Source organism: Streptomyces sp. JW3, assembly GCF_052216785.1.
Taxonomy (GTDB): Bacteria; Actinomycetota; Actinomycetes; order Streptomycetales; family Streptomycetaceae; genus Streptomyces.
Genome location: NZ_JBQOUX010000007.1, coordinates 18,257 through 42,354 on the forward strand (window position 1 = coordinate 18,257; position 24,098 = coordinate 42,354).

A 24,098-nucleotide genomic window follows, 5' to 3' on the forward strand; every position below is an offset into this window, starting at 1 on the left:
CCGGTCCGAGCGGTGCGGCGCCGAGGACGTGCCCCGGCACCTGGGGCTCATCGCAGCCGGTCCGAGCGGTGCGGCGCCGAGGACGTGCCCCGGCACCTGGGGCTCATCGCAGCCGGTCCGAGTGCTACGGCGCCGAGGACGTGCCCCGGCACCCCGGGCTCATCCCAGCCGGTCCGAGCGCCACGGCAGTTCCGCCGTGACCCGGGTGGGGCCGCCGGCCGGCGAGTCCACCACCAGGATTCCGTCCACCGCGTCCAGCCGCTCCGCCAGTCCCGCGAGTCCGGAACCGGACGACGCGTCGGCGCCGCCCATCCCGTCATCCATGACCTGGAGCATCAGCCGGTTCTCCACCCGCCACACCTCCACGGCCGCGGACCTGGCCCGCGCGTGCTTGCTGACGTTCTGGAGCAGCTCCGAGACGGTGAAGTACGCGATCCCCTCGATCGCCGGGGCCGGCCGCTCGGCCAGGTCCACCTCCACCGTCACCGGCACGGTGCAGCGGGAGGCGACCGAGGACAGCGCGGCGTCCAGGCCGCGGTCGGTCAGGACGGCCGGGTGGATGCCGCGAGCCAGGTCCCGCAGCTCCCGCAACGCCGTCTTCACCTCGCCGTGCGCCTCGTCCACCATCCGCGCCGCCTCCCGCGGGTCCTCGCGGAGCTTCTCCTTGGCCAGACCCAGGTCCATGGCGAGGGTGACCAGCCGGGCCTGCGCGCCGTCGTGCAGGTCGCGCTCGATGCGCCGCAGGTCGGCGGCGGCCGTGTCGACCACCACGCCCCGGTCCGACTCCAGCTCCACGACCCGCGTCACCAGCCGGGACGGGCCGAGCAGCCCGTGCACCATCACCCGGTCCACCAGCGTCAGCGCCCGGACGATCCACGGCCCGGCCAGCGTGAACAGCAGCCCCACCAGCGCCGTCACGGTGATCTCGAACGGGTTGTCCAGATAGATCCGGTGGGTCTCGTCGCCGTACAGCTGCAACCCGTCCTGACCGGCGTACATCGGGAAGACCCAGAACCACAGCGGGTACGTCAGCATCGCCCAGCCCCAGGTCCAGACGGCCACGGTGACGCCGAACGAGAGGACCGCCCACGGCAGGTGCAGCAGCGCGTACAGCAGCGACCGCCAGGAGGAGCCGCTCTTGAGGACGGCGCCCATCCAGCCGAAGGCACCCCGCTTCCGGGCCCGCAGCGGCTCCGGGTCGGCCACCTCCATCCCCAGCAGGGCGCGGGCCCGGACCCGCTCCACCGCGCCGAACCCGCGGGTGGTGGCGAGCGCCGCCGCCAGCACCGGGACACCGAGGAAGGTCACCAGCAGGCCGGCCCCCAGGGAGACCAGCGTGACGGCCGTGGTGAAGAGGAGGACGCTGATCGGCAGGCTCAGCAGTACGTAGCAGAACTCGCGCCAGCTGCGCGCCTCGAACGGTGCCCGCAGACCGGCCGGCAGCCGGTGCCGCCGCCCCGCACCGGCCTGCCCGGAAGACCCTCCGGATCCGGACCCCTGCCCGTACTCCCGCCCGGACCCCTGCTCGTATCCCCGCCCGAACCTCTGCCCGTACTCCCGCCCGGAGGACCCGTATCCGGACCTCTGCCCGTACTCCTGCCCGTACTCCTGTCCGTACTCCGTGGTCATCGCTGCCGTCCTTCTGCTCGTCCCTGCCTGCCCTGTGGCGCGCCCGCGTGCTACGGCTGTGCCGTCGTACCTCCACCCTCCTTGGTCACGCGGCCGTGGGACATGGAGCCCATCGGTCTCTTGGACCGGGGGTTTTCCCCACCTCGGACACCTCAGACGGGGGCGGAACGGTCCCGCCACGGCAGTTCGGCCGTCACCTTCGTCGGGCCGCCCTCGGGGGAGTCGACGACGAACAGGCCGTCGACGGCACCCAGCCGGTCCGCGAGCCCCTTCATCCCCGTACCGCCGTCCAGCCGCGCGCCCCCGCGGCCGTCGTCCCACACCTGTATGAGCAGCCGGGTCTCCGAGCGCCAGACCTCCACCGCCGCCGACCTCGCCGCGCTGTGCTTGCTGACGTTCTGGAGCAGCTCGGAGACGGTGAAGTAGGCGATGCCCTCGATGGCCGCCGCCGGCCGCTCCGCGAGATCGACCGTCACCTTCACCGGCACGGTGCAGCGGGAGGCGACCGAGGACAGGGCGGCGTCCAGGCCGCGGTCGGTCAGGACGGCCGGATGGATGCCGCGGGCCAGGTCGCGCAGCTCCCGCAGGGCCAGTTTCACCTCGCCGTGCGCCTCGTCGACCATCGCCGCCACCTGCTCGTCGGCCTGGCCCTCCAGCAGTTTCTCCTTGGCCAGGCCCAGCCCCATGGCCAGGTTGACCAGCCGGGCCTGCGCGCCGTCGTGCAGGTCGCGCTCGATGCGCCGCAGGTCGGCGGCGGCCGTGTCGACCACCACACCCCGGTCCGACTCCAGCTCGGCGATCCGCCGCTCCAACTCGTCCGAGGGGGACAGCAGCCCGCGCACCATCGCGCGGTCGGCGTTGGCCAGCCCCCGCGCGATGAACGGCAGCACCGGCCACAGCACGAACAGCGAGGTCAGCGTGGTGACGAAGGTGAGGATGCCCCAGGGCAGCCGGATGAACCCGTACAGGGCCGTGCGCCAGCCCACCGGGTCCCGCAGCGCCGACCACAGCCGTTGGAGGAACCCGCCCCGGCCGCGCCACGGCAGCCGGCTCGGCTCGTCCACCCGCACCCCGAGCAGCGCCCTGGCCCGGCCCCGCTCCAGCCTGCCCAGCAGACGCGCGCCCATCAGCCCGGCCGCCAGCAGCGGGAGCCCGACCACCGTGACGGTCAGTCCGGCACCCACCGACAGGACGGTCACCACGTACACGAATCCCACGAGCGCCGCCGGGAGGTTCGCCAGCAGATGGGCGATCTCCTTCCAGGTGTGCCGGTCGTAGGCGAAACGGGCCGGCGGCGGGCGGTCACCCGGCACGGCCGGCGAGAGGCTTTCGGTCATACGGATCAGCGTGCCGTGCGCCGGGTCCCGGCGCCATGAGGTGGACCTCCCGGAACCACTGAGGAAAACCCCACCCTGCTTACGGTTTCTTTAGCAGGCTCTAGACTCGCAGTCGTCTCAGTGGGGACAGGTACGGACAGCGACGGACAGTGACGAACAGGGAGCGAGGGACGGACGTGCCGGAACCGACCGTCGTCACGGCGGCGGACTACTTCCAGTCGTACTCGGTCGTCGGACTGCTCGCCGTCGTCGGCGTGCTCTTCGTGGCCGTGGCGTTCGGCGCGGGCCGCCTGCTGCGCCCGGTGGTCCCCACGCCCGAGAAACTCCTGACCTACGAGTGCGGGGTCGACCCCGTCGGCGAGGGCTGGGCGCACACCCAGGTCCGCTACTACGTCTACGCGTTCCTGTACGTGATCTTCGCCGTCGACTCGATCTTCCTCTTCCCCTGGGCGACGGTCTTCGCCGCACCCGGGTACGGTGCGACGACGCTCGTGGAGATGTTCATCTTCCTCGGCTTCCTGGCCGTGGGCCTGCTGTACGCATACAAGAAGGGCGTCCTGGCATGGACGTGACGCCGTCCGAACGGTCCGAACGGTCCGAACAGCTCGAACGGTCCGGACGACCCGAACAGGCCGAACCGGTGCCGCTGCCGGAACCGAAGCGGCTCGGTGCCCTCTCGCGGCTCGCCCCCGAGCCGATGAAGGTCGTCCTCAACTGGGGCCGCCGGTACTCGTTGTGGGTCTTCAACTTCGGACTCGCCTGCTGCGCGATCGAGTTCATCGCCGCGTCGATGGCCCGCCACGACTTCATCCGCCTCGGCGTGATCCCGTTCGCGCCGGGCCCGCGCCAGGCCGACCTGATGGTCGTCTCCGGCACGGTGACGGACAAGATGGCCCCCGCCGTCAAGCGGCTGTACGAGCAGATGCCCGAGCCGAAGTACGTCATTTCCTTCGGCGCGTGCAGCAACTGCGGCGGCCCGTACTGGGACTCGTACTCCGTGACGAAGGGCGTCGACCAGATCATCCCGGTCGACGTCTACGTCCCCGGCTGCCCGCCGCGCCCCGAGGCGCTGCTCCAGGGCATCCTCAAGCTCCAGGAGAAGATCGCCCGGGAGTCGCTGGGGGAGCGGTACGGCACCTCGCGGCCGTCGGCGGCGGCGTTGCGGAGCGGTCTGGTGCGGCCGCCCGCGTCCGGCCACGCGGAGGAGGGCCGATGAGCGGGGTCGGCTGGCTGCCCGCCGACGCCGGGGAACTCTTCGGCCCCGAGGCCACGGCCGAGGAGTCCTACGACGTCCTGACGGTGGACGTCCCCCCGGCGGACTGGATCACGGCCCTGCGCACCGCCCGCGACCGGCTGGGCTGCACCTACTTCGACTGGCTGAGCGCGGTCGACGAACCGGGCACGGGCTTCCGCGTCGCGGCGCACGTCGCCGCCCTGTCGCCGGTACGGCGCCTGCTGCTGCGGACGACGGTCGCGCACGAGACCCCGGTACTGCCCACCGCGGTGGGCGTGTTCGCGGGGGCGGCGTGGCACGAGCGCGAGACCCACGAGATGTTCGGCGTCGTCTTCGACGGCCACCCGGGACTGGATCACCTTCTCCTGCCGGAGACCTTCGAAGGCAACCCGCTGCGCAAGGACTTCGTCCTCGCCGCCCGGGTCGCCAAGGCGTGGCCGGGCGCGAAGGAGCCGGGGGAGTCCTCGGCGGGCGCCGGCCACGCCGGCCCCCGGCGCCGCCAGATGCTCCCGCCGGGCGTCCCCGACCCGAACGAGTGGGGTCCCCTCAAGGGCCAACTCCCCGCCGCCCCGGCCCGTCCGGCCCGCGCCGCCGCCCGCCCGCCCGCCACCACGGGCGACCGCCCGGTCCGCCGGACCCGCTCGGCCTCGGAGGGCTCCGCCAGCCAGGCGGGGACGGGTGCCGGTCAGGCGGGGGCGGATGCCGGTACGACGGGAGCGGATGCCGGTACGACGAGGTCGGATGCCGGTACGACGAGGTCGGATGCCGGTACGACGAGGTCGGATGCCGGTACGACGAGGTCGGTGCGGCGGTCCCGTACGGCGGCGGAGGGGTCGGCGAGTCAGGCGGCACCGGGGAGCGCGTCTCCGGCGCCGGCGCGGCGGTCCCGTACGGCGGCGGAAGGCTCCGCCAGCCAGGCGGCTCCGCCCGCCGAGCCTCCGTCGGCCCCATCAGCCTCATCAGCCCCGCCGGCCCCATCAGCCCCGTCGGCACCGTCAGTCCCGTCCGGTCCCTCAGCCCCGTCCGGCCCAGCTGGTGAGACGACGGTCTCTCGTGGCGGGACCGAAGAGACCGGTGACTCCCAGGACACCTCCGCCACCCCCCGCAGCCCGGACGCCCCGTGGCATCACGCCCGCCCGGCCTTCGACGAACCCACGTCCGAGCCGCGAGGCGACGCGGACGACGAATCACCCGAACCCGGCCACGACTCCGGACCCGCGCCCGACTCCGGACCCGCACCGAACCCCGCCCCCGAGCCGGACTCCGGACCCGCACCGAACCCCGCCCCCGAGCCGGACTCCGGACCCGCACCGAACCCCGCCCCCGACAAGGGCCCCGCCCCCAAGAACCCCCCAGGAGGCCCGCAGTGAACGACGCGCTCGACGTCATCCTGCGCCTCCTCGTCGTCTTCGTCGTCTTCCTCGCGTTCCCGCTGATCGTCGGCCAGACCGAGCACAAGGTGATGGCCCACATGCAGGGCCGCCTCGGTCCGATGTACGCCGGCGGCTTCCACGGCTGGGCCCAGCTCGTCGCCGACGGCGTGAAGTTCGCGCAGAAGGAGGACATCGTCCCCGCGGGCGCGGACCGCCGTATCTTCCAGCTCGCCCCCGCCGTCGCCCTCCTCCCGTACCTCCTCGTCCTCCTGGCTGTCCCCGTCGGCCCCGGCGAGGGCGCGGTCGGTCAGGCCGTCGACGCCGGGATCTTCTTCGTCCTCGCCGTGATGGGCGTCGGCGTACTCGGCTCGCTCATGGCCGGGTGGGCCTCCGCCAACAAGTTCTCCCTCCTCGGCGGCCTGCGCACCGCCGCCCAGCTCCTCGCCTACGAACTCCCCATGCTGCTCGCCGCCGCCTCGGTCGCGATGGCCGCCGGCACGGTGTCGCTGACCGGCATCCTCGACGCCTTCGCGTGGTGGTGGCTGCCCTGGCAGATCGTCGGCGCGATCGTCTTCTTCGTGGCCGGCCTCGCCGAACTCCAGCGCCCGCCCTTCGACATGCCCGTCGCCGACTCCGAGATCATCTTCGGCGCGTACACCGAGTACACCGGCCTGCGTTTCGCCCTCTTCCTCCTCGCCGAGTACGCCGGGATCGTCGTCCTGTGCGGCCTGACCACCGTCCTCTTCCTGGGCGGCTGGCACGGCCCGTGGGGCGCCGACGGCCTCGGTTGGGTGTGGACCCTGCTGAAGACCGCCGTCCTCGCCTTCGTCGTGATCTGGCTCCGCGTCACCTACCCCCGCCTGCGCGAGGACCAGCTCCAGAAGCTCTCCTGGACCCTCCTCGTCCCCCTCGCCCTCGCCCAGATCGCCCTCACCGGCGTCGTCAAGGTGGTGATCCAGTAACCATGGCCCCCATTCCAGGAAGTGGCCTGGCCAAGGGCCTGGCCGTCACCCTGCGCACGATGACGAAGAAGACCGTCACCGAGCAGTACCCGGACGTCCAGCCCGACCTCCCGCCCCGCACCCGCGGCGTGATCGGCCTGTTCGAGGAGAACTGCACGGTCTGCATGCTGTGCGCCCGCGAGTGCCCGGACTGGTGCATCTACATCGACTCGCACAAGGAGACGGTCCCCGCCGCGGCCCCCGGCGGCCGCGAACGCAGCCGCAACGTCCTGGACCGCTTCGCCATCGACTTCTCCCTGTGCATGTACTGCGGTATCTGCATCGAGGTCTGTCCTTTCGACGCCCTGTTCTGGTCACCCGAGTTCGAGTACGCCGAGACCGACATCCGCGACCTCACCCACGAGCGCGACAAGCTCCGCGAGTGGATGTGGACGGTCCCGGCCCCGCCCGCCCTCGACCCCGGCGCCGAGGAACCCAAGGAACTCGCCGCCGCCCGCAAGAGCGCCGAGAAACTGGCGGCGGCAGCCGAAGCCGAACCCCGGGAGGGCGACGCGTGAGCCTCGCGGCCGAAACCCACGGTTTCCTCTCCCCGACCGGCGTCGAGATCGCCTTCCTCCTCGTCGGCCTGGTCACCTTCGGCGCCGCGCTGGTCACCGTGACCACCCGGCAACTCGTACACGCCGCCCTGTGGCTGGTAGTGGCCCTCGGCGGTCTCGCCGTCGAATACCTCCTGCTCACCGCCGAGTTCATCGCCTGGGTGCAGGTCCTCATCTACGTCGGTTCCGTCGTCGTCCTCCTCCTGTTCGGGCTGATGCTCACCAGGGCCCCCATCGGCCGCTCGCCGGACGCCGACTCCGGCAACCGCTGGGCCGCTCTCGCCGTGGCCGTCGCCGCCGCGGCGGCCCTGGTCTGGGTGGTCGCCGACGCCTTCCGCACCACCTGGATCGACCTCGACGGCCCGGCCGCCGGCTCCACCGCCGTCACCGGAGCGAGCCTCTTCCAGCACTGGGTCCTCCCCTTCGAGGCCCTCTCCGTCCTCCTCCTCGCCGCCCTGGTCGGCGCGATCGTCCTGTCCCGCAAGGCCAAGGCCGACCAGCCCGCCGCCGACCAGCCCGCCACGGACCAGCCCGGCACCGGCGCGGGTGCCGGCCAGCCCGCCGCCGACACGGGTGCCGGCCAGCCCGATGCCGGCTCGGGTGCCGAGAAGGACGGTGTCCGCTGATGCACCTCGCCTACCCCGCCGTCCTGTCCGCCCTCCTCTTCTGCACCGGCCTCTACGGCGTCCTCGCCCGCCGCAACGCGATCCTGGTCCTGATGTCGGTCGAGCTGATGCTCAACGCCGTCAACCTCAACCTGGTCGCCTTCGACGTCTGGCTCAGCAGGACCGCCGCGGAGACCCTGCACTCCGGGCAGGCCCTGACCCTCTTCACCGTCGCCATCGCCGCCGCCGAGATCGGCATCGGCCTGGCGATCGTGCTCGCCGTCCACCGCAACCGCGGCACCGCCGACATCGACCGGCTCCGCGACACCGCCGAGGGCCCCGGCCCCGACGACCCCGCCCCGGACGAGGACGTCCCCGCCCCGCACAAACCCGACGCCCCCACCACCGGGACGGCCGCCGAGAAGGCCGAGGCCACCGCGTGACCACCACCAACCTCGCCGTCCTCGTCCCCCTCCTTCCCTTCCTGGGCGCCGCAGCCGGCCTGCTCCTGGGCCGCACCGCACCCGGCTTCGTCCGTCCACTCGCCGTGCTGCCGACGCTCGCCGCGTTCGCCCTCGCCGTGACCGTCGCCGCGCGCCAGGGCGGCGGCCGGGCGATCGACGCCGTCACGGAGCTGACTCCCACCGGCTCGGTCCCGATCGAACTCGCCCTGCACATCGACGGCTTCGCCGCCCTGGTCGCTGTCCTGGTCGGCCTGGTCGCCACCTGCGTCCAGCTCTACTCGACGGGCTATCTGCGCGACGACCCGCGCTACCCCTCGTACGCCGCGCTCGTCTCCCTGTTCACCTCCGCCATGCTGCTCGTCGTCTACTCCGGCGACCTGATGGTGCTGCTGGTCGGCTGGGAGGTCATGGGCATCTGCTCCTACTTCCTGGTCGGCCACTACTGGGAGACCCCTCAGGCCCGCGCCGCCTCCCTCAAGGCGTTCCTGGTGACCAAGCTCGGTGACGTCCCCTTCCTGATCGGTCTGTTCGCGCTGGCCGGCGACGCCGGTTCGTTCCGGATCACCAAGATCCTCGGCGCGGTCGCGAGCGACGGCGGCCTGGACCACCCGACCCTGATCGCGCTGCTGCTCCTGGCCGGGGTGGCGGGCAAGTCGGCGCAGTTCCCGCTGCACACCTGGCTGCCCGACGCGATGGCGGGCCCGACCCCCGTCTCCGCGCTGATCCACGCGGCGACGATGGTCGCCGCCGGTGTCTACTTCACCGCCCGGCTCCTTCCGGTCTTCGAGGCGTCGCACGCCGCGATGGCCGTGCTGGCCGTCATGGCCGCGGTCACGATGACCGGCTCGGCGCTCGCCGCGCTCGCCCAGGACGACATCAAACGCGTCCTCGCCTACTCGACGATCGGCCAGCTCGGTTACCTGACCGGCGCGCTCGCCGTCGCCGACCGCGGTGCCGCCGTCTTCCACCTCCTGTCCCACGGCGCCTTCAAGGCGCTGCTGTTCCTCGCCGCCGGCGTGCTCATCCACGCCGCCGGCACCAACTCGCTGGCCGCCATGTCCCGGATGCGGAACCTGCGCGCCCGGGTCCCTGACGCCTACTGGACGATGACCGTCGCACTGCTCGCGCTCGCCGCGATCCCTCCCTTCAGCGGCTTCTTCTCCAAGGAGTCCGTGCTCGGCGCCGCCGAGCACGTGGCCGGCGGCCACACCGAGCACGCCCCGGCCGCCGCCGGCTGGACCGTGCTCGTCGCCGGTCTGCTCACGGCCCTGCTCACCGCGGCCTACGCGACGCGCCTGTGGCTGCTGGCCTTCCGCGGCCACGGCGCCGACGCCCCCGACCACGGCCGGCAGCCGGTCGCCATGAACACCGTGCTCTGGGTGCTGGCGATCCCCTCTCTCGCGTTCGGCGGACTCGCCTTCCGCCTGCTGCCCGACTGGTTCGACGGCCGTTCCCTCACCCCGACGCTGACCACCTCCGTGCTCGGCACCGGTGTCGCCCTGGTCGGCGGCGTCGTCACCTACGGCGCCTGGCGGCACACCACCGCGCTCGCCGCCCGGGTGCCGCTGGGCGCGGTCGCGGCGCACCCGGAGCGCGACGCCGGCGTGGTGGAGGCCGAGGCCATCGCCAGCCACCGGCCCGCCTACGGAGACGTGGCCTACGCCCCCGACCCGGCCGATCCCGGACGGCTGCTCCTCGGCCCGCTGCACCGGCACGCGGCCGTCGGCTTCCACCTGGACGCGGTGTACGAGGCGCTCTTCGTCCGCCCGGTCCGGGCCGGCGCGAGGCTCGTCCGGTTCCTGGACCGCGAGGTCGTCGAGACCTACGTCCGCGGGGCGGGCGCCCTGCCCCGCTGGCTGGGAACCGCCGTACGCCGCGCCCAGACCGGCAATGTGCAGACCTATGTGAGCGCGCTGCTCGCCGGCACCGTCGTCCTCGCGGTCGCCGCCGTCCTCGTCGCCACGGGAGCGTGAGCAGGCGTGATCGATATCAACGAGTCCGTGATGCAGGTCCTTCTGGCGTTGATCGTCGTCGGCCCGCTCCTCGGCGCCGTCGCCGCCCTGCTGCCCGCGCCGCCCGGGCTGAAGGGGAAGTCACCGGAACAGGCCGTACTGCGGCACGGCGTCACCGTGACCGGTGCCGTGCTCATCGCCGCGATCGTCCTCGCGCTCGGCTTCGACCACGACCAGCCGTCGAGGATGCAGGCCACGACCGACATCAGCTGGATCCCCGCACTCGACGTGCGCATCCACCTCGGCATCGACGGCATCTCCCTCCCCCTCCTGGTCCTGACCGCGCTGCTGACGTTCCTGTGCGCGCTCTACTCGTACTTCAAGATGCCTGCCGGGCCCACCCCGAAGGCGTTCGTCGCGCTGCTGCTCGTCCTGGAGTCCGGCACGCTCGCCAGCTTCGCCGTCCTCGACCTGATCCTCTTCTTCCTCGCCTTCGAGATGGTCCTGGTCCCGATGTACTTCCTCATCGCCCGCTGGGGCGGCGAGGGCCGGGCCGAGGCGGCCTGGAAATTCATCCTGTACACCCTCCTCGGCTCCGTGGTCATGCTGCTCGGCCTGCTCCTGATCGGAATCAAGGCGGGCACTTTTGACATGGTGGCACTCGCCACTGACAACGGCCGGTCGCTGACCACATCCGTGCAGGTCATCGCGGTATTGGCGGTCGGCATCGGGCTCGCGGTCAAGACCCCGATGTGGCCGCTGCACAGCTGGCTGCCGGACGCCCACACCGCCGCGCCCACGGTCGGCTCGGTCCTGCTGGCCGGCGTACTGCTGAAGATGGGTACGTACGGGTTCGTCCGGATCGTCCTGCCGGTCGCCCCCGACGGGTTCCGTACTTTCGCGCCGTACCTGGCCGCCTTCGCCGTCGTCGGCATCATCTACGGCTCCCTGGCCTGCCTGGCCCTCGCCCGACGCGGCGCCAAGGGCGACCTCAAACGCCTCATCGCCTACTCCTCCGTCGGCCACATGGGCTTCGTCCTGCTCGGCATCGCCACCATGACCCCGACCGGCGTCAACGGCGCCCTGTTCGCCAACATCGCCCACGGTCTCATCACCGGCCTGCTGTTCTTCCTGGTCGGCGCGCTCAAGGACCGCACCGGCTCCACCGACCTCGACACCCTGGCCGAGGAGACCGGAGCCGCGCTCTACGGCAAGGCACCCCGCCTCGGCGGCCTGCTCGCCTTCGCCGCCGTCGCCTCGCTCGGACTGCCGGGACTGGCCGGGTTCTGGGGCGAGATGCTCGCCCTGTTCGGCGCGTTCGACCCCGCGCCCGGACTCAGCCGCCCCGCCTTCCTCACCTTCATGGCCATGGCCGCTTTCGGCACGCTGCTGACCGCCGCGTACCTGCTGATCGTGGTCCGCCGCGTCTGCATGGGCGCCAACGTGCCGGACACCCCGGCTCTCCCCGACGTCCGCCGCTACGAGTTCGCGGCCTGGACCCCGCTCGTCGCCCTCACCGTCGTCGCCGGCCTCTGGCCGAAGGCCCTGCTCGGCCTGACCGACCCGGCCGTGCAGCAGCTCCTCGCAGGAGGCACCCGATGAGCGCCCTGGCCCAGCCCTTCGCCCAGTCCTTCGCCGAGCCGTTCGCCGAGCCCTTCGCCGAGCCCTTCGCCGAGCCGTTCGCCGAGCCCCTTGTGCATCCCTTGGCCCAGGACCTCGTCCAGTCCGTCGACTGGCTCGCGATCGCACCGCCCACCCTGACCGCCGTGATCGGACTCGCCGCCCTGGTCGCCGATCTCTTCCTCAAGGACGGCCGGAAAACGCTCCTTGGCTGGCTGTCGGTTGCCGGTCTCGCCGCCTCGCTGCTCCTGCTGCTGCCCCTCCTGGACGGCGACCGCGCCACCTTCTGCCTGACCGACGGCACGCGCGCGTGCAGCTACGTCGCCGACCCGTTCACCCTGGTCATCCAGCTCCTGGTGCTGGGCGGCGCCCTGGTGGCCGCCCTGCTGTCGGTCACCACCCTGAAGGACGCCGACCGTGGACTGCCCGAGGGCGAGTTCTGGTTCCTGCTGCTGTCCTCCGCGGCCGGCGCCGCCCTGCTGCCCGCCTCCCGGGACCTCGCGACCCTGGTCGTTGCCCTGGAGGTCGCCTCGCTGCCCGCCTTCGCCCTGGTGGGCCTGCGCCACGGCGACCGGCGCTCCTCCGAAGCGGCCCTGAAGTTCTTCCTCTCCTCGGTCACCGCGACCGCCGTCAGCCTCCTGGGCATCAGCTTCGTGTACGCCGCCACCGGCACCCTGCACCTCACCGAGATCGCGCAACGCGTCCAGGACGTCGACGGGCGGTTCACCACCCTCGTCCACACCGGCGTCGTCCTCACCCTGGTCGGCTTCGCCTTCAAGACCGCCGCGGTCCCCTTCCACTTCTGGGTGCCCGACACCTACGTGGGCGCGCCGCTGCCGATCGCCGCCTACCTGTCCGTGGTCGGCAAGGCGGTCGGCTTCTCCGGCCTCATCCTGGTCACCGTCGTCGCCCTCCCGTCGTACGCCGACGTCTGGGGCCCGGCACTGGCCGCGCTGGCCGCCCTCACCATGACCGTCGGCAACGCCGGCGCCCTCCGGCAGCGGGGCACGCGCGCGTACAGCGCCGTACGCCTGCTCGCCTGGTCGTCCGTCGGACAGGCCGGCTACCTCCTGGTGCCGATCGCCGCCGCCGCGTACTCCGACGATCCCGAGCGGTCCATCGGCTCCACCGTCGCCTACGCCCTCATGTACGGCGCCGTGAACCTGGGCGCCTTCACGGTCGCCGCCCTGGTGGGCCGTACGAAGTCCGGCAACCGCGTCTCCGACTACCGCGGCCTGTACGCCACCAACCCGCTCACCGCCCTCCTCCTGGCGTTCTTCCTGCTCTGCCTCGCCGGGCTGCCGCCCGGCATCATCGGCCTGTTCGCCAAGGTCAGCGTCTTCTCCGCGGCCGTCGACGCCGGCCTCGGCTGGCTCGCCGTGCTCATGGCCGTGAACGTCGTCGTCGCGCTGTACTACTACCTCCGGTGGACCGCCCTGCTGTTCCGCGCCGCCCCGGAGGGCGAGACCCGCGGCCACCGCGTCCCGGCCCCGCTCACCGCCGCCCTCGCGGTCACCGCGGTGCTGGCCGTCGCCCTGTCCGGCGCCCCCCAGCTGATCCTCCGCTTCGCCGGCACCGGGCTCTTCTGACCCCCGGCCCGCCCGCGGGCCCGTAGCCGCCCCGCTCACCCGGACGGCCCACGCCCGCCCCCGCGTCGCCCGGGGAACTGGTGGCCGTCGCCTGGCGTTGACCAGTACGGAAGGGTCCACTGGACGTGTCACCACACACCGGTGGCATCGACCGACCGGGAAGCGACCACAGCGAGCGAGACCAGCAAGCAACGGGCTCAAGCAAAGGGTTCCCCTGCTGCACCATTTGGAGGGCGTACCGTGCACCGCCGGCACAACGGGCTCAGGACCGCAGTACTCCTCGGGGGACTGTCCGCGCTCATCATCGTCATCGGCAGCTTCTTCGGCCGAGCCGGACTGGTCGTCGCCGTTCTCGTCGCCCTGGGCACCAACGCGTACGCGTACTGGAACAGCGACAAGCTGGCGCTGCGCGCGATGCGGGCCCGCCCGGTCAGCGAGTTCGAGGCCCCGGGGCTGTACCACATGGTGCGCGAGCTCTCCACCCAGGCCCGGCAGCCCATGCCCCGCCTGTACATCTCCCCGACCGAGGCCCCGAACGCCTTCGCGACCGGCCGCAATCCGCGCAACGCGGCGGTGTGCTGCACCGACGGCATCCTGCGCCTGCTCGACGAGCGCGAGCTGCGCGGCGTCATCGGCCACGAGCTGAGCCATGTCTACAACCGCGACATCCTCATCTCCTCGGTGGCCGGCGCCCTCGCCTCGGTGATCATGTTCCTGGTCAACTTCGCCTGGCTGATCCCCATCGGCCGCTCCGACGACGACGACGGCCCCGGCCTCCTCGGCATGCTCCTGATCATGCTGCTCGGCCCGCTGGCCGCCAGTCTGATCCAGCTGGCCATCAGCCGCTCCAGGGAGTACGAGGCCGACGCGTCCGGCTCCCAGCTCACCGGTGACCCGCTCGCCCTCGCCAGCGCCCTGCGCAAGCTCGACGCGGGCACCAAGCAGCTCCCGCTTCCCCCTGAGCCCCGTATCGAGACGGCCAGCCACATGATGATCGCCAACCCGTTCCGCCCGGGGCAGGGCCTCTCGAAGATGTTCTCCACCCACCCGCCGATGGCGGAACGCATCGCCCGACTCGAGAAGATGGCAGGTCGCCGGCAGTGAAGACCATCCTCAACCTCATCTGGCTCGTCCTGAGCGGCTTCTGGCTGTTCCTCGCCTACCTGCTCGCGGGCGTGCTCCTGTGCGTCACGATCATCGGCATCCCGTTCGGCATAGCGGCGTTCCGGATCGGCGTCTACGCCCTGTGGCCCTTCGGGTACACCACGGTCGAGCGCCGGGACGCGGGCGCCGCCTCCTGCGTCGGCAACGTGCTGTGGCTGGTCCTCGCGGGCTGGTGGCTGGCCCTCGGCCACATCCTCACGGGCATCGCGCTGTGCGTGACGATCATCGGCATCCCGCTCGGCATAGCCAACTTCAAGCTGATCCCGGTCTCCCTGCTCCCGCTGGGCCGCGACATCGTCCGCACCGACCAGCCGTTCGCGGCCCGCTGACACCGGCGTCACACCAGAGATCGGGCGCCCGCCGCTACCTCCGGAATCCCGCCGGCCCGCGCACCGCGGCGGCGGCGAGTTCGCCGACCCGGGCGGCGGACACCGGCACCCCGGGCGCCTGCTGCACCCAGGCCACGAACTCCGGGACGGTGAGCCCGGACGGCGGCTGTCCCACGTACGGGAGCGCGTACAACGGGGTGTTGGGCTCGCTGCGCCAGCTGTCGGCCAGCGGGCCGAGGTCCACCGTGTCGAAGCCGAGGACGTCCAGCAGGCCGGCCACCTCCTTCTTGGCGGCCGGGTCGTCGCCGGACAGGGGCAGCGCGGTGCGGTCGGGGGCGCCGGCCGGGCGGAACAGCTCCAGCAACTGCTTGGGGCCGATGTTGTGCAGCGCCTTCACTACCCGGGCCCCCGCGAGGTGGCGCTGCACCAGCTCGCTGGAGGTCAGCTCGTCGCGGTCGAGTTCCGGCAGTTCGAAGCCGGCGTGCGGCGCGTAGTTCATCAGATCGATCACGGTCCTGCCGGCCAGTTCCGCCCGGGGCAGCCGCTCCCGGGCGGCCAGCGGCACGGCCGCCACGACCAGCTCGGCGGCGCGCGCCGCGGCGGCCGGGGTGGCCGCGCGGGCCCGCCCGCCGAGCTCCGCGACGAGCGGGGCCAGCGTCTGGGGACCGCGCGAGTTGCTCAGTACGACGTCCAGGCCGGCGTCGACGGCGCGGCGGGCGACCCCGAGGCCGACCATGCCGGAACCGATGACGCCGAGGGTGGTCACGCTCACTGTGTTCTCCGTTCGCATCTGCCCGCGTCGCTTCGACGGGTTGCACCGGCGGGCCGGGATGTACCCATCACACCCGCGATGACCTGCGCGAACAATGACCAAAGAGGCTCGGCAGCAATCACATCGTGTGATAGATCAGGGAGATGGAACTGAGGGCGTTGCAGTACTTCGTCACCGTCGCCGAGGAACTGCACTTCGGGCGCGCGGCGCAACGACTGGACATCGTGCAGTCGGCGGTGAGCCAGCAGATCGCCCGGCTCGAACGCGAACTCGGCGTACGTCTGCTCGACCGCACCTCGCGCCGGGTACGGGTCACCCCGGCCGGCGAACGCGTGCTCACCGCGGCCCGCAAGACCCTCGCCGCGGCGGCCCGGGTCCGGGTGGTGGCCGGCGAACCGGCGGCCGTACTGCGGATCGGGGTGGCGTCCTGCGTCACCCGGCGGCTGGACCGGGCGGTGGGCCGCCTGGGCGCCGGCGAGCGCCCCGCCGAGCCGAAACTGGTCGACCTGCCGGTGGCCGCGCGACTCGACGCCGTACGCGACGGCGAGCTGGACCTGGCGCTGGTCCGGGGCGCGTTCACCGCCACGACGGTGACGGTGGCGCGCGCCTGGTCCGAGCCGCTGTACGCCGTACTCGCCCACGAACACCCCGCCGCCCGCGAGCCCGCGGTCGGCCTGCGCGACCTCGATCCGGCCGGGCTGCGGCTTCCCGCCCGCGACAGCGACCCGCCGCTGCACGACGCGATCCTCGCCGCCCTGCCAGCTGCCCCGCTGCGGCCGCCGGCCGGGGACATGCTCAACGTACTGTTCGAGGTGGGCCGGGACCCCGAGGGCTGGACGCTGCTGCCGGCCGAGCAACTCGACGGGAACCGCTCCGAGCGGCTGCGCCAGGTGCCGCTCGACCCGCCGGTGACCATCGACGGCCACGTCGTGACCTCACTGGCCACCCCGGAGCTGTGCGTGGCGTCGTACGTGGCCGCGTTCGCGGACTGAACCGCCGCCCGGACCAACCGCAACCGCCACCGTCCGCAACCGCCACCCCAGTCGTTGCGTCTTCAACTTAGACAGAGCGCGGCAGAAGCAACGCACCGCACAGCGGTTTCGCAGCGCGGGCACAGGGAGAGAGGGCAGGTTCAGGGCATGACCGTCATCAGTTGGATCATCCTGGGGCTGCTGGCCGGAGCCATCGCCAAGGTCCTGTTGCCGGGCCGCGACCCGGGCGGCCTCATCGGCACGACCCTCATCGGTATCGCCGGCGCGTTCATCGGCGGCTGGATATCGGCCCGCTGGCTGGACCACCCGATCACGAACGACTTCTACGACGGGGCCACCTGGGCGGCCGCGATCGGCGGCTCGTTCGTCCTCCTGGTCGCCTACCGCATCCTGTTCGGCAACTCGCGCGACTGAGACCCCCGGAGCGCGGCCGGCGAACGGGGAAGGGCGGGCACCACCCGGTGCCCGCCCTTCCCCGTGCCCGCCTGGGACCGGATCACCGGTAGTTCACGAACTGGAGTGCGAAGTCGAAGTCCTTGCCCTTCAGCAGCGAGATCACCGTCTGGAGATCATCCCGGCTCTTGGAGCTGACCCGCAGCTCATCGCCCTGCACCTGGGCCTTCACGCCCTTGGGGCCCTCGTCCCGAATGATCTTCGCCACCTTCTTCGCGTTGTCCTGGGAGATGCCCTCCTCGACGGACGCGAAGATCTTGTACTCCTTGCCGGAGAGCTGCGGCTCACCGGCGTCCAGCGCCTTCAGTGAGATCCCGCGCTTGATCAGCTTGGACTGGAAGACGTCGAGGACGGCCTTGACCCGGTCCTCGGAGTTCGCCTCCATGAGGATCTTCTCGCCGGACCACGAGATCGAGGCCCCCACGCCCTTGAAGTCGTAGCGCTGCGAGATCTCCTTGCCGGTCTGGTTGAGGGCGTTGTCGACCTCCTGCCGCTCGACCTTCGAGACGATGTCGAAACTGGAGTCGGCCATGTCCTGTGGCTCCTTGTATCGGGGTGCGTGTCGGACAAGCCTAGCCACCCGACGCCCGCCGGGCGCAGACCAATCAGGTGGCGGAGCACCCCTCCCCATCGGGTATTGTTTACGTCGTTGCCACGGAGCACCGCCGAAAAGCGGTTCGAAGGGCAGCGAACCCCGGCGGTGTGCCCGAGCGGCCAAAGGGAGCAGACTGTAAATCTGCCGGCTCAGCCTTCCCAGGTTCGAATCCTGGCGCCGCCACACTGGGGAAGACCCCCTCCACCTGCGGAAACGCAGTGCGGAGGGGGTCTTTGTCATAGGGCTGCGGCACACTGGGGCCATGTCGTCCCGTCGCCGTCTCTGCCCCGCCTGCCGTCGCGAGATCGCCGTCGTCGCCGGTCGGTACGCGCGGCATGATCCGCCCGGCGCCCGGGAGAGCGGGGAGCTCACGTCCTGCCCCGGCTCCCGCCGGCCCGCCCAGATCGGCGCCGCGCAGCCCGCGCTGGACGGCTATGCCGTGCCCGACTTCCCTGGGCAGCTGCCCCTGTTCTGAACAGCTGCCCAGGGAAGTCGGTTCCCGCTCAGTTCCCCGCGACCGACTTCACGGCCACCGACACCGGCGTGGACCCGCTGACCAGTTCCAGCGTCAGGCCGGCCGTCGCCGAGGTGTCCACCAGCTCCGCCAGCACCGAGGCCACGTCGTCGCGCGGGACCGGGCCGCGGCCGGTACGCGCCTCCAGGCGGACCAGGCCGGTACCGGCGTCGTCCGTGAGGGCGCCCGGGCGCAGGATCGTCCAGTCCAGCGCGTCCAGCGACCGTACGTACGCGTCGGCCTCGCCCTTGGCGCGCAGGTAGACGTCGAAGACCTCGTCGCCCTGGTGCCCGGGGTCGGCGGCCATGGACGACACGACCACGAAACGGCGTACGCCCGCGCGGACGGCCGCGTCCGCGAACAGCACCGCCGCCGCCTTGTCCACCGTCTCCTTGCGGGACGTGCCGCTGCCCGGACCCGCGCCCGCCGCGAAGACCGCCGCGTCCGCGCCCCGCAGCCGCTCGGCGACCTCGTCGACCGAGGCCGACTCCAGGTCCAGGACGACCGGTTCGGCCCCGGCCGCCCGCAAGTCGTCGGCCTGCTCGGCCTTGCGGATGATGCCCGCCACCTCGTCCCCGCGCGCGGCGAGCAACCGCTCCAGCCGCAGCGCGATCTGACCATGACCACCAGCGATGACAATGCGCATGTCTTCGACCGTACGCCTCGGCGGACGTCCGCGCCGCACGGCTTCCCGGCCGCCTTCCCCGCGACTCGACGAAACCGGACCCGAACACTCCGCAGCGCCGACCGACGGAACGTCAGGGCAGCTGCCCCCGCCCCTGCCGGGGCAGCCCCAGCTCCGTGGCCGACGAGCAGTCGCCGTACTCCCGCACCGCGCTGGTACGCGCCACCACGCGCCCCCCGTGCACCACAACACGGCTGTACGCCAACGAGAGCGCCCCCGCGAGCCGGTCGCCGCGCACCGCGAGGAGTTCGGCCGGGAAACCCGCCTCCACCCGGACCTCGGGCAGCCCCAGCGCCGCCCGCGCCGCCCCGCTCACCGCCTCGTACGCCTCCTCCGGCCGCAACCCGTGCCGGGAGGCCAGCAGATACGCGGCCTCCAACGGGTCCCCGCGCCCCACCGGGTTGGCCAGGTCCCGCAGCGCGCCGCTGCCGGCCGCCACCCGCACCCCGGCCCGCCGCAGCAGCCGTACCGGAGCCGTCGCGCGCCGCCCCGCGTCGCCGCAGCCGCCCTGCGGCAGGCACACCACCGTCACCCCGGCCGCCGCCAGTTGGTCCGCCGCGCGGTGCGCCACCTCGGCCGGCAGCCCGTCCAGACCGCCGCACGGCCCCAGGGTCACCCCCGGCCGCAGCCCGCCCGCCATCGCCGCCAGCCGGGCCAGCCGGGCCGGGTCGGCGGCGTCCGTGTGCAGGTCGACGGGGCAGCCGTGCTCGGCGGCGACCTCCAGGACCGCCTCCACGTACCCGGTCGGATCGGGGTCCAGGTCCGGACATCCGCCCACCACCCCCGCGCCCATCTTCAGCGCGTCCCGCAGCATCGCCAGCCCGTCCGCCCCGGCCGCCCCGGTCAGCACCCTCGGCATCGCCACCGGCGTCAGCTCGACCAGCCCGCGCAGCGCCCGCCGGGCCCGCAGTACGGCGGTCAGGGCGCCGAGCCCCGGCACGTCGCCCACCCGCACGTGCGCCCGCAACGCCGTGGCGCCGTGCCCCAGTTGCAGCAGCGCTGCCTCGGTGGCCCGGCGCTGCACGTCCAGCGGCTGGTCGGAGACCGGCCCGGCGGAGTCGGCGGTCAGGGCGGTGTCGGCGTGCGCGTGCGGCTCGGCGGGGGCCGGCAGGAGCAGATAGCCGGTGAGGTCCACCCGGCCGCCGGCCCCGGGCGGGCGGGCCGGCGCGAGGCTGCCCGCCGTGCCGACGGCCTCGATCCGGCCGCCGTACAGCCGTACGTCCACGGTCCGGCCGTCGGCGAGCCGGGCCCCCGACAGCAGCAGCGCGCCGGGCCCCGCCGGGCCCCGGCGGGAGGAGGAGTGGGACGGCTGCTGCGGCTGGCTGTCGGGCATCGCGCTCCTCTGGGCTCGGGGCTGCGCAGTGGGGGACGCATGATCACGCAGAGTGAGTCGAGCCTAGGGCGGTGATCAGCCCCTGGCGCGGAGGAGCGCAATAGTCGTACCGGTGTGGTCGGCCCTTTCGGACCGGCCCGGCGGCCGGGCGACGGGCCGGGACAGGAGCCGCGAAACGGATTTGGGCGAACGGCGGCCGACCGTGTAATGTCTTCATCGCTCGCCCCAATAGCTCAGTCGGCAGAGCGTCTCCATGGTAAGGAGAAGGTCTACGGTTCGATTCCGTATTGGGGCTCTGGTGTGAGAGGTTCCCGCCGCGAGGCGGGACTCGATCGCATCGCAGCGGTGTAGCTCAGTCGGTAGAGCAAGCGGCTCATAATCGCTGTGTCACCGGTTCAAGTCCGGTCACCGCTACTCTAAGTAGCCGATTGCGGGGTCGGTCCTTCGATCGGCTACTCTTCTATGCGTTAACCCAGTCCCATCCGTTCGTCAAGGAGCACTCACGTGGCTGCCACCGACGTCCGCCCGAAGATCACGCTGGCCTGCGTGGAGTGCAAGGAGCGGAACTACATCACCAAGAAGAACCGGCGTAACAACCCGGACCGACTGGAGATGAAGAAGCACTGCCCGCGTTGCAATGCGCACACCGCGCACCGCGAAACGCGATAATTTCAGGCTCGTACACGAGGCCGTCCCCGAACGCTGGGGGCGGCCTCGCGTCGTTTCATCCAGTAGGAACCAGCAGCAGGAGGTACCGAGCCCATGGCGCTCGACCAGTCCTTCGTGGGGCGGACCTACCCGCCCACCGCGCCCTACGAGGTGGGCCGGGAGAAGATCCGCGAGTTCGCGGAGGCGGTGGGTGACACCAGTGCGGTGTACACCGACCCCGAGGCCGCCAGGACGCTCGGTTACCCCGACGTGATCGCGCCGCCCACCTTCGTGTTCTCCATCACGTTCCGGGCCGCGGGCGTGGTCATCCAGGACCCGCAGCTCGGCCTCGACTACAGCCGGGTGGTGCACGGCGACCAGAAGTTCGCCTACGTCCGTCCCGTGTGCGCCGGTGACCGGCTCACCGTCACCTCCACCATCGAGACGGTCAAGTCCCTCGCGGGCAACGACATCCTGGACATCCGCGGCGAGGTGCACGACGAGGCCGGCGAGCTCGTCGTGACCGCCTGGACCAAGCTGGTCGCCCGCGCGGCCGAGGGGGCGTGAGCAACCGATGACGGCGAAGATCGCGTACGACGACGTCGAGGTCGGCACCGAACTGCCGGCCCAGTCCTTCCCCGTGACCCGCGACACCCTCGTCCGGTACGCGGGTGCCTCCGGTGACTTCAACCCGATCCACTGGAACGAGCGGTTCGCCAAGGAGGTCGGGCTGCCGGACGTCATCGCGCACGGCATGTTCACCATGGCCGAGGCGATCCGGGTGGTCACCGACTGGACCGGCGACCCGGGCGCGGTCGTCGAGTACGGCGTCCGATTCACCAAGCCGGTCGTCGTCCCGGACGACGGCCGGGGTGCCGCCATCGAGGTCAGCGCCAAGGTCGCCGCCAAGCTCGACGACCACACCGTGCGGGTCGACCTCACGGCGACCAGCGCCGGACAGAAGGTGCTCGGGATGTCCCGGGCGGTCGTGCGGCTGGGCTGAACTCTTCATGAGCAGCGGTAAGGGGCGTTCCGTCAGAGGGGCGCCCCTTACCCGTCCTTCTGGGGGACGCCCCTTACCTGTCTGTCTGTCCTGCCTGTCCGCAGGGCTTGCGCAGGTTAGTGATTAAGTACTAACTTGGTCGCATGGTCAGGATGAGCGCAGAGGAACGGCGCGAGAGCATCGTCCGCGCGGCGATGGCCGAGTTCGCCCGCGGCGGCTACTACGGCACGTCGACCGAGGCGATCGCCAAGCGGGTCGGCGTCTCGCAGCCGTATCTCTTCCGGCTCTTCCCCGGCAAGCAGGCGATCTTCCTCGCCGCGGCGGAGCGGTGCATCGAGGAGACCATCCGCACGTTCGAGGAGGCGGCCGAGGGGCTGGAGGGCGAAGCGGCGCGGTACGCCATGGGGCACACCTACTCCGAGGTCATCATTCAGCGGCCGGAACGGCTGCTGATGCAGATGCAGATGTACCTCACCGTGGGCGCCGCCGAGCAGGCGGGCGACCGCGAGTTCGGCGAACTGGTGCGGGCCGGCTGGATGCGGCTGTGGGACACGGTCCATGCGCTGGCCGGCGGTGGCGACATCACCGGGACGGGTGACTTCATGGCGAAGGGGATGCTCATCAACACCCTGGTGGCCATGGGGTTTCCGCCCGGACACCGGGTCTGGGAAGGCGTGTACGGGACCGGACGTCCGTAAGGGGTCGGGGATGCGTCCTTGCGGGCCCTCTTTTTTTGACCATGAAAGTTAGTCATCAATAACTAATCGAAGCGTCAGTGACAACCTCTGGGGGAGTCATGTCACAGCAGCAGCAACAGATCTCACGCCGCGGGGGAGCGGCCTGGGCGCTCGTCATCACCAGCGTGGCCGGGTTCATGGCCGCCCTGGACAACCTCGTCGTCACCACCGCGCTGCCCGCCATCCGCGAGGACCTCGGCGGCGCACTGCACGACCTCGAATGGACGGTGAGCGCCTACACGCTCACCTTCGCCTGTCTGCTGATGACCGGCGCGGCCCTCGGCGACCGCTTCGGCCGCCGCCGGCTCTTCCTGGTCGGCACGGCCGTCTTCACCGCGGCCTCCGCCGCGGCCGCCCTCGCGCCCGGCATCGGCGGCCTCATCGCGGCCCGCGCGGTGCAGGGTGTCGGCGCGGCGATCATGATGCCGCTGACGCTCACCCTGCTGACGGCCGCGGTACCGGCCGCCAGGCGCGGCATGGCGTACGGCATCTGGGGCGCGGTCAACGGGCTCGCGGTGGCCTCCGGGCCGCTGATCGGCGGCGCGCTGACCGAGCACATCTCCTGGCAGTGGATCTTCTGGCTGAACGTGCCGCTGGGCATCGCCCTGCTGCCGCTCGCCCGCCTGCGGCTCGCCGAGTCCCACGGCACCGGCGCCCGGCTCGACATACCCGGCACCCTGCTCGCGAGCGGCGGGCTGTTCGGCGTCGTCTACGGCCTCGTCCGCGGGCCCGCCGACGGCTGGACCGACAGTGTGGTCCTGCTGTCCCTGTTCGCCGGGGCCGCGCTGCTCGCCGGGTTCGTCCGGCACGGCATCCAGGCCAGGAACCCGGTGCTCCCGATGCGGCTGTTCCGCTCCCGGGCGTTCGCCGGGATCAACGCGGCCAGCCTGCTGATGTTCCTCGGCGTGTTCGGTTCGGTCTTCCTGCTCAGCCAGTACCTCCAGGGCGTGCTCGGCTACTCGCCCACCGAGGCGGGCCTGCGCATGCTGCCCTGGACCGGCATGCCCATGCTGGTCGCGCCGATCGCCGGCCTCCTCGCCGACCGGGTCGGCGGCCGGCCCGTGGTCGCCGCCGGACTCTTCTTCCAGGCCACCGGCCTCGCCTACCTGGGCCTCGTCATCACCACGGACGCCTCCTACGCCGTCCAGCTGCCCGGCCTGATCATCTGCGGCATCGGCATGGCCCTGTACTTCGCCCCCGCCGCCCACCTCGTGATGTCCAGCGTCCGAAGCCACGAACAGGGCGTCGCCTCCGGCGCGAACAACGCCCTGCGCGAGGTCGGCGGCGCGCTCGGCGTCGCGGTGATGGGCTCGATCTTCTCCGCCCAGGGCGGCTACGAGAGCGCGCTGACCTTCGTCGACGGGCTGCGGCCCGCGCTCGTCACCGGCGCCGCGGCGGTCGCGGTCGGCGCGGTGGCGGCACTGCTGATCCCGGCGCGCCGCCCGGCCGGCCCGGCCGACGACGGCGGCGCGACGGCGCCCGCGCCCGCCCTGGAAACCGCCGCCCGCTGAG

At 72.2% G+C, this 24,098-nt stretch carries 26 protein-coding genes and 3 tRNA genes; 23 read left to right on the top strand and 6 right to left on the bottom strand.

The genetic code is table 11. From position 1 onward, the window contains the following. Positions 1–159: 159 nt before the first annotated feature. Complete coding sequence (locus ACTT8P_RS04935; RefSeq protein ID WP_442830277.1) at positions 160–1,629, bottom strand: sensor histidine kinase; 1,470 nt, start codon at positions 1,627–1,629, stop codon at positions 160–162. Positions 1,630–1,781: 152 nt separating this feature from the next. Further along, complete coding sequence (locus tag ACTT8P_RS04940) at positions 1,782–2,966, bottom strand: sensor histidine kinase (protein ID WP_442830278.1); 1,185 nt, start codon at positions 2,964–2,966, stop codon at positions 1,782–1,784. A gap of 149 nt (positions 2,967–3,115) precedes the next feature. Between ACTT8P_RS04940 and ACTT8P_RS04945 the strand changes: the two genes are divergently transcribed. The 12 genes from ACTT8P_RS04945 (at position 3,116) to ACTT8P_RS05000 (ending at position 14,854) form a co-directional block, all read left to right on the top strand. Next, positions 3,116–3,538 (top strand): NADH-quinone oxidoreductase subunit A, encoded by a 423-nt coding sequence (locus tag ACTT8P_RS04945; protein ID WP_442830279.1) that lies wholly within the window; start codon positions 3,116–3,118, stop codon positions 3,536–3,538. Further along, a complete protein-coding gene (locus tag ACTT8P_RS04950) occupies positions 3,529–4,182 on the top strand; it encodes an NADH-quinone oxidoreductase subunit B (RefSeq protein WP_442830280.1) in 654 nt (217 codons plus the stop codon). The genes ACTT8P_RS04945 and ACTT8P_RS04950 overlap by 10 nt, the downstream gene beginning before the upstream one ends. Continuing rightward, positions 4,179–5,570: an NADH-quinone oxidoreductase subunit C gene (locus tag ACTT8P_RS04955; protein WP_442830281.1), complete on the top strand. Its 1,392-nt coding sequence runs from the start codon at positions 4,179–4,181 to the stop codon at positions 5,568–5,570. Before ACTT8P_RS04950 ends, ACTT8P_RS04955 begins: the two co-directional genes overlap by 4 nt. Further along, on the top strand, positions 5,567–6,535 hold the full coding sequence (locus ACTT8P_RS04960) for a complex I subunit 1/NuoH family protein (RefSeq protein ID WP_442830282.1): 969 nt from the start codon (positions 5,567–5,569) through the stop codon (positions 6,533–6,535). Before ACTT8P_RS04955 ends, ACTT8P_RS04960 begins: the two co-directional genes overlap by 4 nt. Before the next feature lie 2 nt (positions 6,536–6,537). Continuing rightward, positions 6,538–7,092, top strand: coding sequence for a NuoI/complex I 23 kDa subunit family protein (locus ACTT8P_RS04965; protein ID WP_442830283.1), 555 nt, complete (start codon positions 6,538–6,540; stop codon positions 7,090–7,092). Beyond that, on the top strand, positions 7,089–7,757 hold the full coding sequence (locus tag ACTT8P_RS04970) for an NADH-quinone oxidoreductase subunit J family protein (protein ID WP_442830284.1): 669 nt from the start codon (positions 7,089–7,091) through the stop codon (positions 7,755–7,757). The genes ACTT8P_RS04965 and ACTT8P_RS04970 overlap by 4 nt, the downstream gene beginning before the upstream one ends. Beyond that, complete coding sequence (gene nuoK / locus ACTT8P_RS04975) at positions 7,757–8,179, top strand: NADH-quinone oxidoreductase subunit NuoK (RefSeq protein WP_442830285.1); 423 nt, start codon at positions 7,757–7,759, stop codon at positions 8,177–8,179. Before ACTT8P_RS04970 ends, nuoK begins: the two co-directional genes overlap by 1 nt. Beyond that, positions 8,176–10,173, top strand: coding sequence for an NADH-quinone oxidoreductase subunit 5 family protein (locus ACTT8P_RS04980; protein WP_442830286.1), 1,998 nt, complete (start codon positions 8,176–8,178; stop codon positions 10,171–10,173). The genes nuoK and ACTT8P_RS04980 overlap by 4 nt, the downstream gene beginning before the upstream one ends. Before the next feature lie 6 nt (positions 10,174–10,179). Further along, positions 10,180–11,754, top strand: coding sequence for a complex I subunit 4 family protein (locus ACTT8P_RS04985; protein WP_442830287.1), 1,575 nt, complete (start codon positions 10,180–10,182; stop codon positions 11,752–11,754). Further along, a complete protein-coding gene (locus tag ACTT8P_RS04990) occupies positions 11,751–13,361 on the top strand; it encodes an NADH-quinone oxidoreductase subunit N (protein ID WP_442830288.1) in 1,611 nt (536 codons plus the stop codon). Before ACTT8P_RS04985 ends, ACTT8P_RS04990 begins: the two co-directional genes overlap by 4 nt. A gap of 240 nt (positions 13,362–13,601) precedes the next feature. After that, on the top strand, positions 13,602–14,465 hold the full coding sequence (gene htpX / locus ACTT8P_RS04995) for a zinc metalloprotease HtpX (protein WP_442830289.1): 864 nt from the start codon (positions 13,602–13,604) through the stop codon (positions 14,463–14,465). After that, entirely contained in the window at positions 14,462–14,854 is a 393-nt protein-coding gene (locus ACTT8P_RS05000) for a YccF domain-containing protein (protein WP_442830290.1), read from the top strand. The genes htpX and ACTT8P_RS05000 overlap by 4 nt, the downstream gene beginning before the upstream one ends. A 34-nt stretch (positions 14,855–14,888) precedes the next feature. Here ACTT8P_RS05000 and ACTT8P_RS05005 read toward each other — a convergent pair whose 3' ends face one another. Beyond that, positions 14,889–15,626, bottom strand: coding sequence for an NADPH-dependent F420 reductase (locus ACTT8P_RS05005; protein WP_442830291.1), 738 nt, complete (start codon positions 15,624–15,626; stop codon positions 14,889–14,891). 143 nt (positions 15,627–15,769) lie between these two features. Between ACTT8P_RS05005 and ACTT8P_RS05010 the strand changes: the two genes are divergently transcribed. Beyond that, on the top strand, positions 15,770–16,618 hold the full coding sequence (locus tag ACTT8P_RS05010; RefSeq protein WP_442830292.1) for a LysR family transcriptional regulator: 849 nt from the start codon (positions 15,770–15,772) through the stop codon (positions 16,616–16,618). 147 nt (positions 16,619–16,765) lie between these two features. Continuing rightward, a complete protein-coding gene (locus ACTT8P_RS05015; protein WP_442830293.1) occupies positions 16,766–17,032 on the top strand; it encodes a GlsB/YeaQ/YmgE family stress response membrane protein in 267 nt (88 codons plus the stop codon). Positions 17,033–17,114: 82 nt separating this feature from the next. Here the strand turns inward: ACTT8P_RS05015 and ACTT8P_RS05020 are convergent, their stop codons facing one another. Next, positions 17,115–17,603, bottom strand: a complete 489-nt coding sequence (locus ACTT8P_RS05020) for a YajQ family cyclic di-GMP-binding protein (protein WP_442830294.1) — start codon at positions 17,601–17,603, stop codon at positions 17,115–17,117. 164 nt (positions 17,604–17,767) lie between these two features. Here ACTT8P_RS05020 and ACTT8P_RS05025 point away from each other — a divergent pair. Together ACTT8P_RS05025 and ACTT8P_RS05030 are read left to right on the top strand one after the other, a co-directional pair. Further along, a tRNA-Tyr gene (locus ACTT8P_RS05025) sits at positions 17,768–17,849 on the top strand. A gap of 79 nt (positions 17,850–17,928) precedes the next feature. Further along, positions 17,929–18,141: a hypothetical protein gene (locus ACTT8P_RS05030; RefSeq protein WP_442830295.1), complete on the top strand. Its 213-nt coding sequence runs from the start codon at positions 17,929–17,931 to the stop codon at positions 18,139–18,141. A gap of 28 nt (positions 18,142–18,169) precedes the next feature. Here ACTT8P_RS05030 and ACTT8P_RS05035 read toward each other — a convergent pair whose 3' ends face one another. Both ACTT8P_RS05035 and ACTT8P_RS05040 read right to left on the bottom strand, forming a co-directional pair. Next, complete coding sequence (locus ACTT8P_RS05035; RefSeq protein WP_442830296.1) at positions 18,170–18,826, bottom strand: NAD(P)H-binding protein; 657 nt, start codon at positions 18,824–18,826, stop codon at positions 18,170–18,172. A 112-nt stretch (positions 18,827–18,938) separates the two neighbouring features. Then, positions 18,939–20,198, bottom strand: a complete 1,260-nt coding sequence (locus ACTT8P_RS05040; protein WP_442830297.1) for an amidohydrolase family protein — start codon at positions 20,196–20,198, stop codon at positions 18,939–18,941. A 222-nt stretch (positions 20,199–20,420) separates the two neighbouring features. Between ACTT8P_RS05040 and ACTT8P_RS05045 the strand changes: the two genes are divergently transcribed. The 7 genes from ACTT8P_RS05045 to ACTT8P_RS05075 all read left to right on the top strand — a co-directional run bounded on the left by ACTT8P_RS05045 (position 20,421) and on the right by ACTT8P_RS05075 (position 24,097). Continuing rightward, positions 20,421–20,493 (top strand) — tRNA-Thr (locus tag ACTT8P_RS05045). A gap of 46 nt (positions 20,494–20,539) precedes the next feature. Next, a tRNA-Met gene (locus ACTT8P_RS05050) sits at positions 20,540–20,612 on the top strand. Between the two features lie 90 nt (positions 20,613–20,702). Then, the gene (gene rpmG / locus ACTT8P_RS05055; RefSeq protein WP_003948671.1) at positions 20,703–20,867 is read left to right on the top strand and encodes a 50S ribosomal protein L33; all 165 of its coding nucleotides are present in this window, start codon (positions 20,703–20,705) and stop codon (positions 20,865–20,867) included. A 93-nt stretch (positions 20,868–20,960) separates the two neighbouring features. Then, the gene (locus ACTT8P_RS05060) at positions 20,961–21,413 is read left to right on the top strand and encodes an FAS1-like dehydratase domain-containing protein (RefSeq protein WP_442830298.1); all 453 of its coding nucleotides are present in this window, start codon (positions 20,961–20,963) and stop codon (positions 21,411–21,413) included. A gap of 7 nt (positions 21,414–21,420) precedes the next feature. Next, positions 21,421–21,849 carry a MaoC family dehydratase gene (locus tag ACTT8P_RS05065; protein ID WP_442830299.1) on the top strand — a complete coding sequence of 143 codons (429 nt, stop codon included), beginning with the start codon at positions 21,421–21,423 and terminating at the stop codon, positions 21,847–21,849. Positions 21,850–21,992: 143 nt separating this feature from the next. After that, positions 21,993–22,547: a TetR/AcrR family transcriptional regulator gene (locus tag ACTT8P_RS05070; RefSeq protein ID WP_442830300.1), complete on the top strand. Its 555-nt coding sequence runs from the start codon at positions 21,993–21,995 to the stop codon at positions 22,545–22,547. A gap of 98 nt (positions 22,548–22,645) precedes the next feature. Beyond that, positions 22,646–24,097, top strand: a complete 1,452-nt coding sequence (locus ACTT8P_RS05075; protein WP_442830301.1) for a DHA2 family efflux MFS transporter permease subunit — start codon at positions 22,646–22,648, stop codon at positions 24,095–24,097. Position 24,098: the final 1 nt, after the last annotated feature.

Bases quoted from the DNA above. Each gene is read 5' to 3' on its own strand.
- ACTT8P_RS04950 (WP_442830280.1), top strand. From the start codon at position 3,529: ATGGACGTGACGCCGTCCGAACGGTCCGAACGGTCCGAACAGCTCGAA.
- ACTT8P_RS04990 (WP_442830288.1), top strand. From the start codon at position 11,751: ATGAGCGCCCTGGCCCAGCCCTTCGCCCAGTCCTTCGCCGAGCCGTTC.
- ACTT8P_RS05030 (WP_442830295.1), top strand. From the start codon at position 17,929: ATGTCGTCCCGTCGCCGTCTCTGCCCCGCCTGCCGTCGCGAGATCGCC.
- ACTT8P_RS05010 (WP_442830292.1), top strand. From the start codon at position 15,770: ATGGAACTGAGGGCGTTGCAGTACTTCGTCACCGTCGCCGAGGAACTG.
- ACTT8P_RS05040 (WP_442830297.1), bottom strand. From the start codon at position 20,198: ATGCCCGACAGCCAGCCGCAGCAGCCGTCCCACTCCTCCTCCCGCCGG.
- ACTT8P_RS04935 (WP_442830277.1), bottom strand. From the start codon at position 1,629: ATGACCACGGAGTACGGACAGGAGTACGGGCAGGAGTACGGGCAGAGG.
- nuoK (WP_442830285.1), top strand. From the start codon at position 7,757: ATGCACCTCGCCTACCCCGCCGTCCTGTCCGCCCTCCTCTTCTGCACC.
- ACTT8P_RS05015 (WP_442830293.1), top strand. From the start codon at position 16,766: ATGACCGTCATCAGTTGGATCATCCTGGGGCTGCTGGCCGGAGCCATC.
- ACTT8P_RS05075 (WP_442830301.1), top strand. From the start codon at position 22,646: ATGTCACAGCAGCAGCAACAGATCTCACGCCGCGGGGGAGCGGCCTGG.
- ACTT8P_RS05020 (WP_442830294.1), bottom strand. From the start codon at position 17,603: ATGGCCGACTCCAGTTTCGACATCGTCTCGAAGGTCGAGCGGCAGGAG.
- ACTT8P_RS04955 (WP_442830281.1), top strand. From the start codon at position 4,179: ATGAGCGGGGTCGGCTGGCTGCCCGCCGACGCCGGGGAACTCTTCGGC.
- ACTT8P_RS05070 (WP_442830300.1), top strand. From the start codon at position 21,993: ATGGTCAGGATGAGCGCAGAGGAACGGCGCGAGAGCATCGTCCGCGCG.
- ACTT8P_RS05035 (WP_442830296.1), bottom strand. From the start codon at position 18,826: ATGCGCATTGTCATCGCTGGTGGTCATGGTCAGATCGCGCTGCGGCTG.
- ACTT8P_RS04965 (WP_442830283.1), top strand. From the start codon at position 6,538: ATGGCCCCCATTCCAGGAAGTGGCCTGGCCAAGGGCCTGGCCGTCACC.
- ACTT8P_RS04940 (WP_442830278.1), bottom strand. From the start codon at position 2,966: ATGACCGAAAGCCTCTCGCCGGCCGTGCCGGGTGACCGCCCGCCGCCG.
- ACTT8P_RS05065 (WP_442830299.1), top strand. From the start codon at position 21,421: ATGACGGCGAAGATCGCGTACGACGACGTCGAGGTCGGCACCGAACTG.
- ACTT8P_RS05060 (WP_442830298.1), top strand. From the start codon at position 20,961: ATGGCGCTCGACCAGTCCTTCGTGGGGCGGACCTACCCGCCCACCGCG.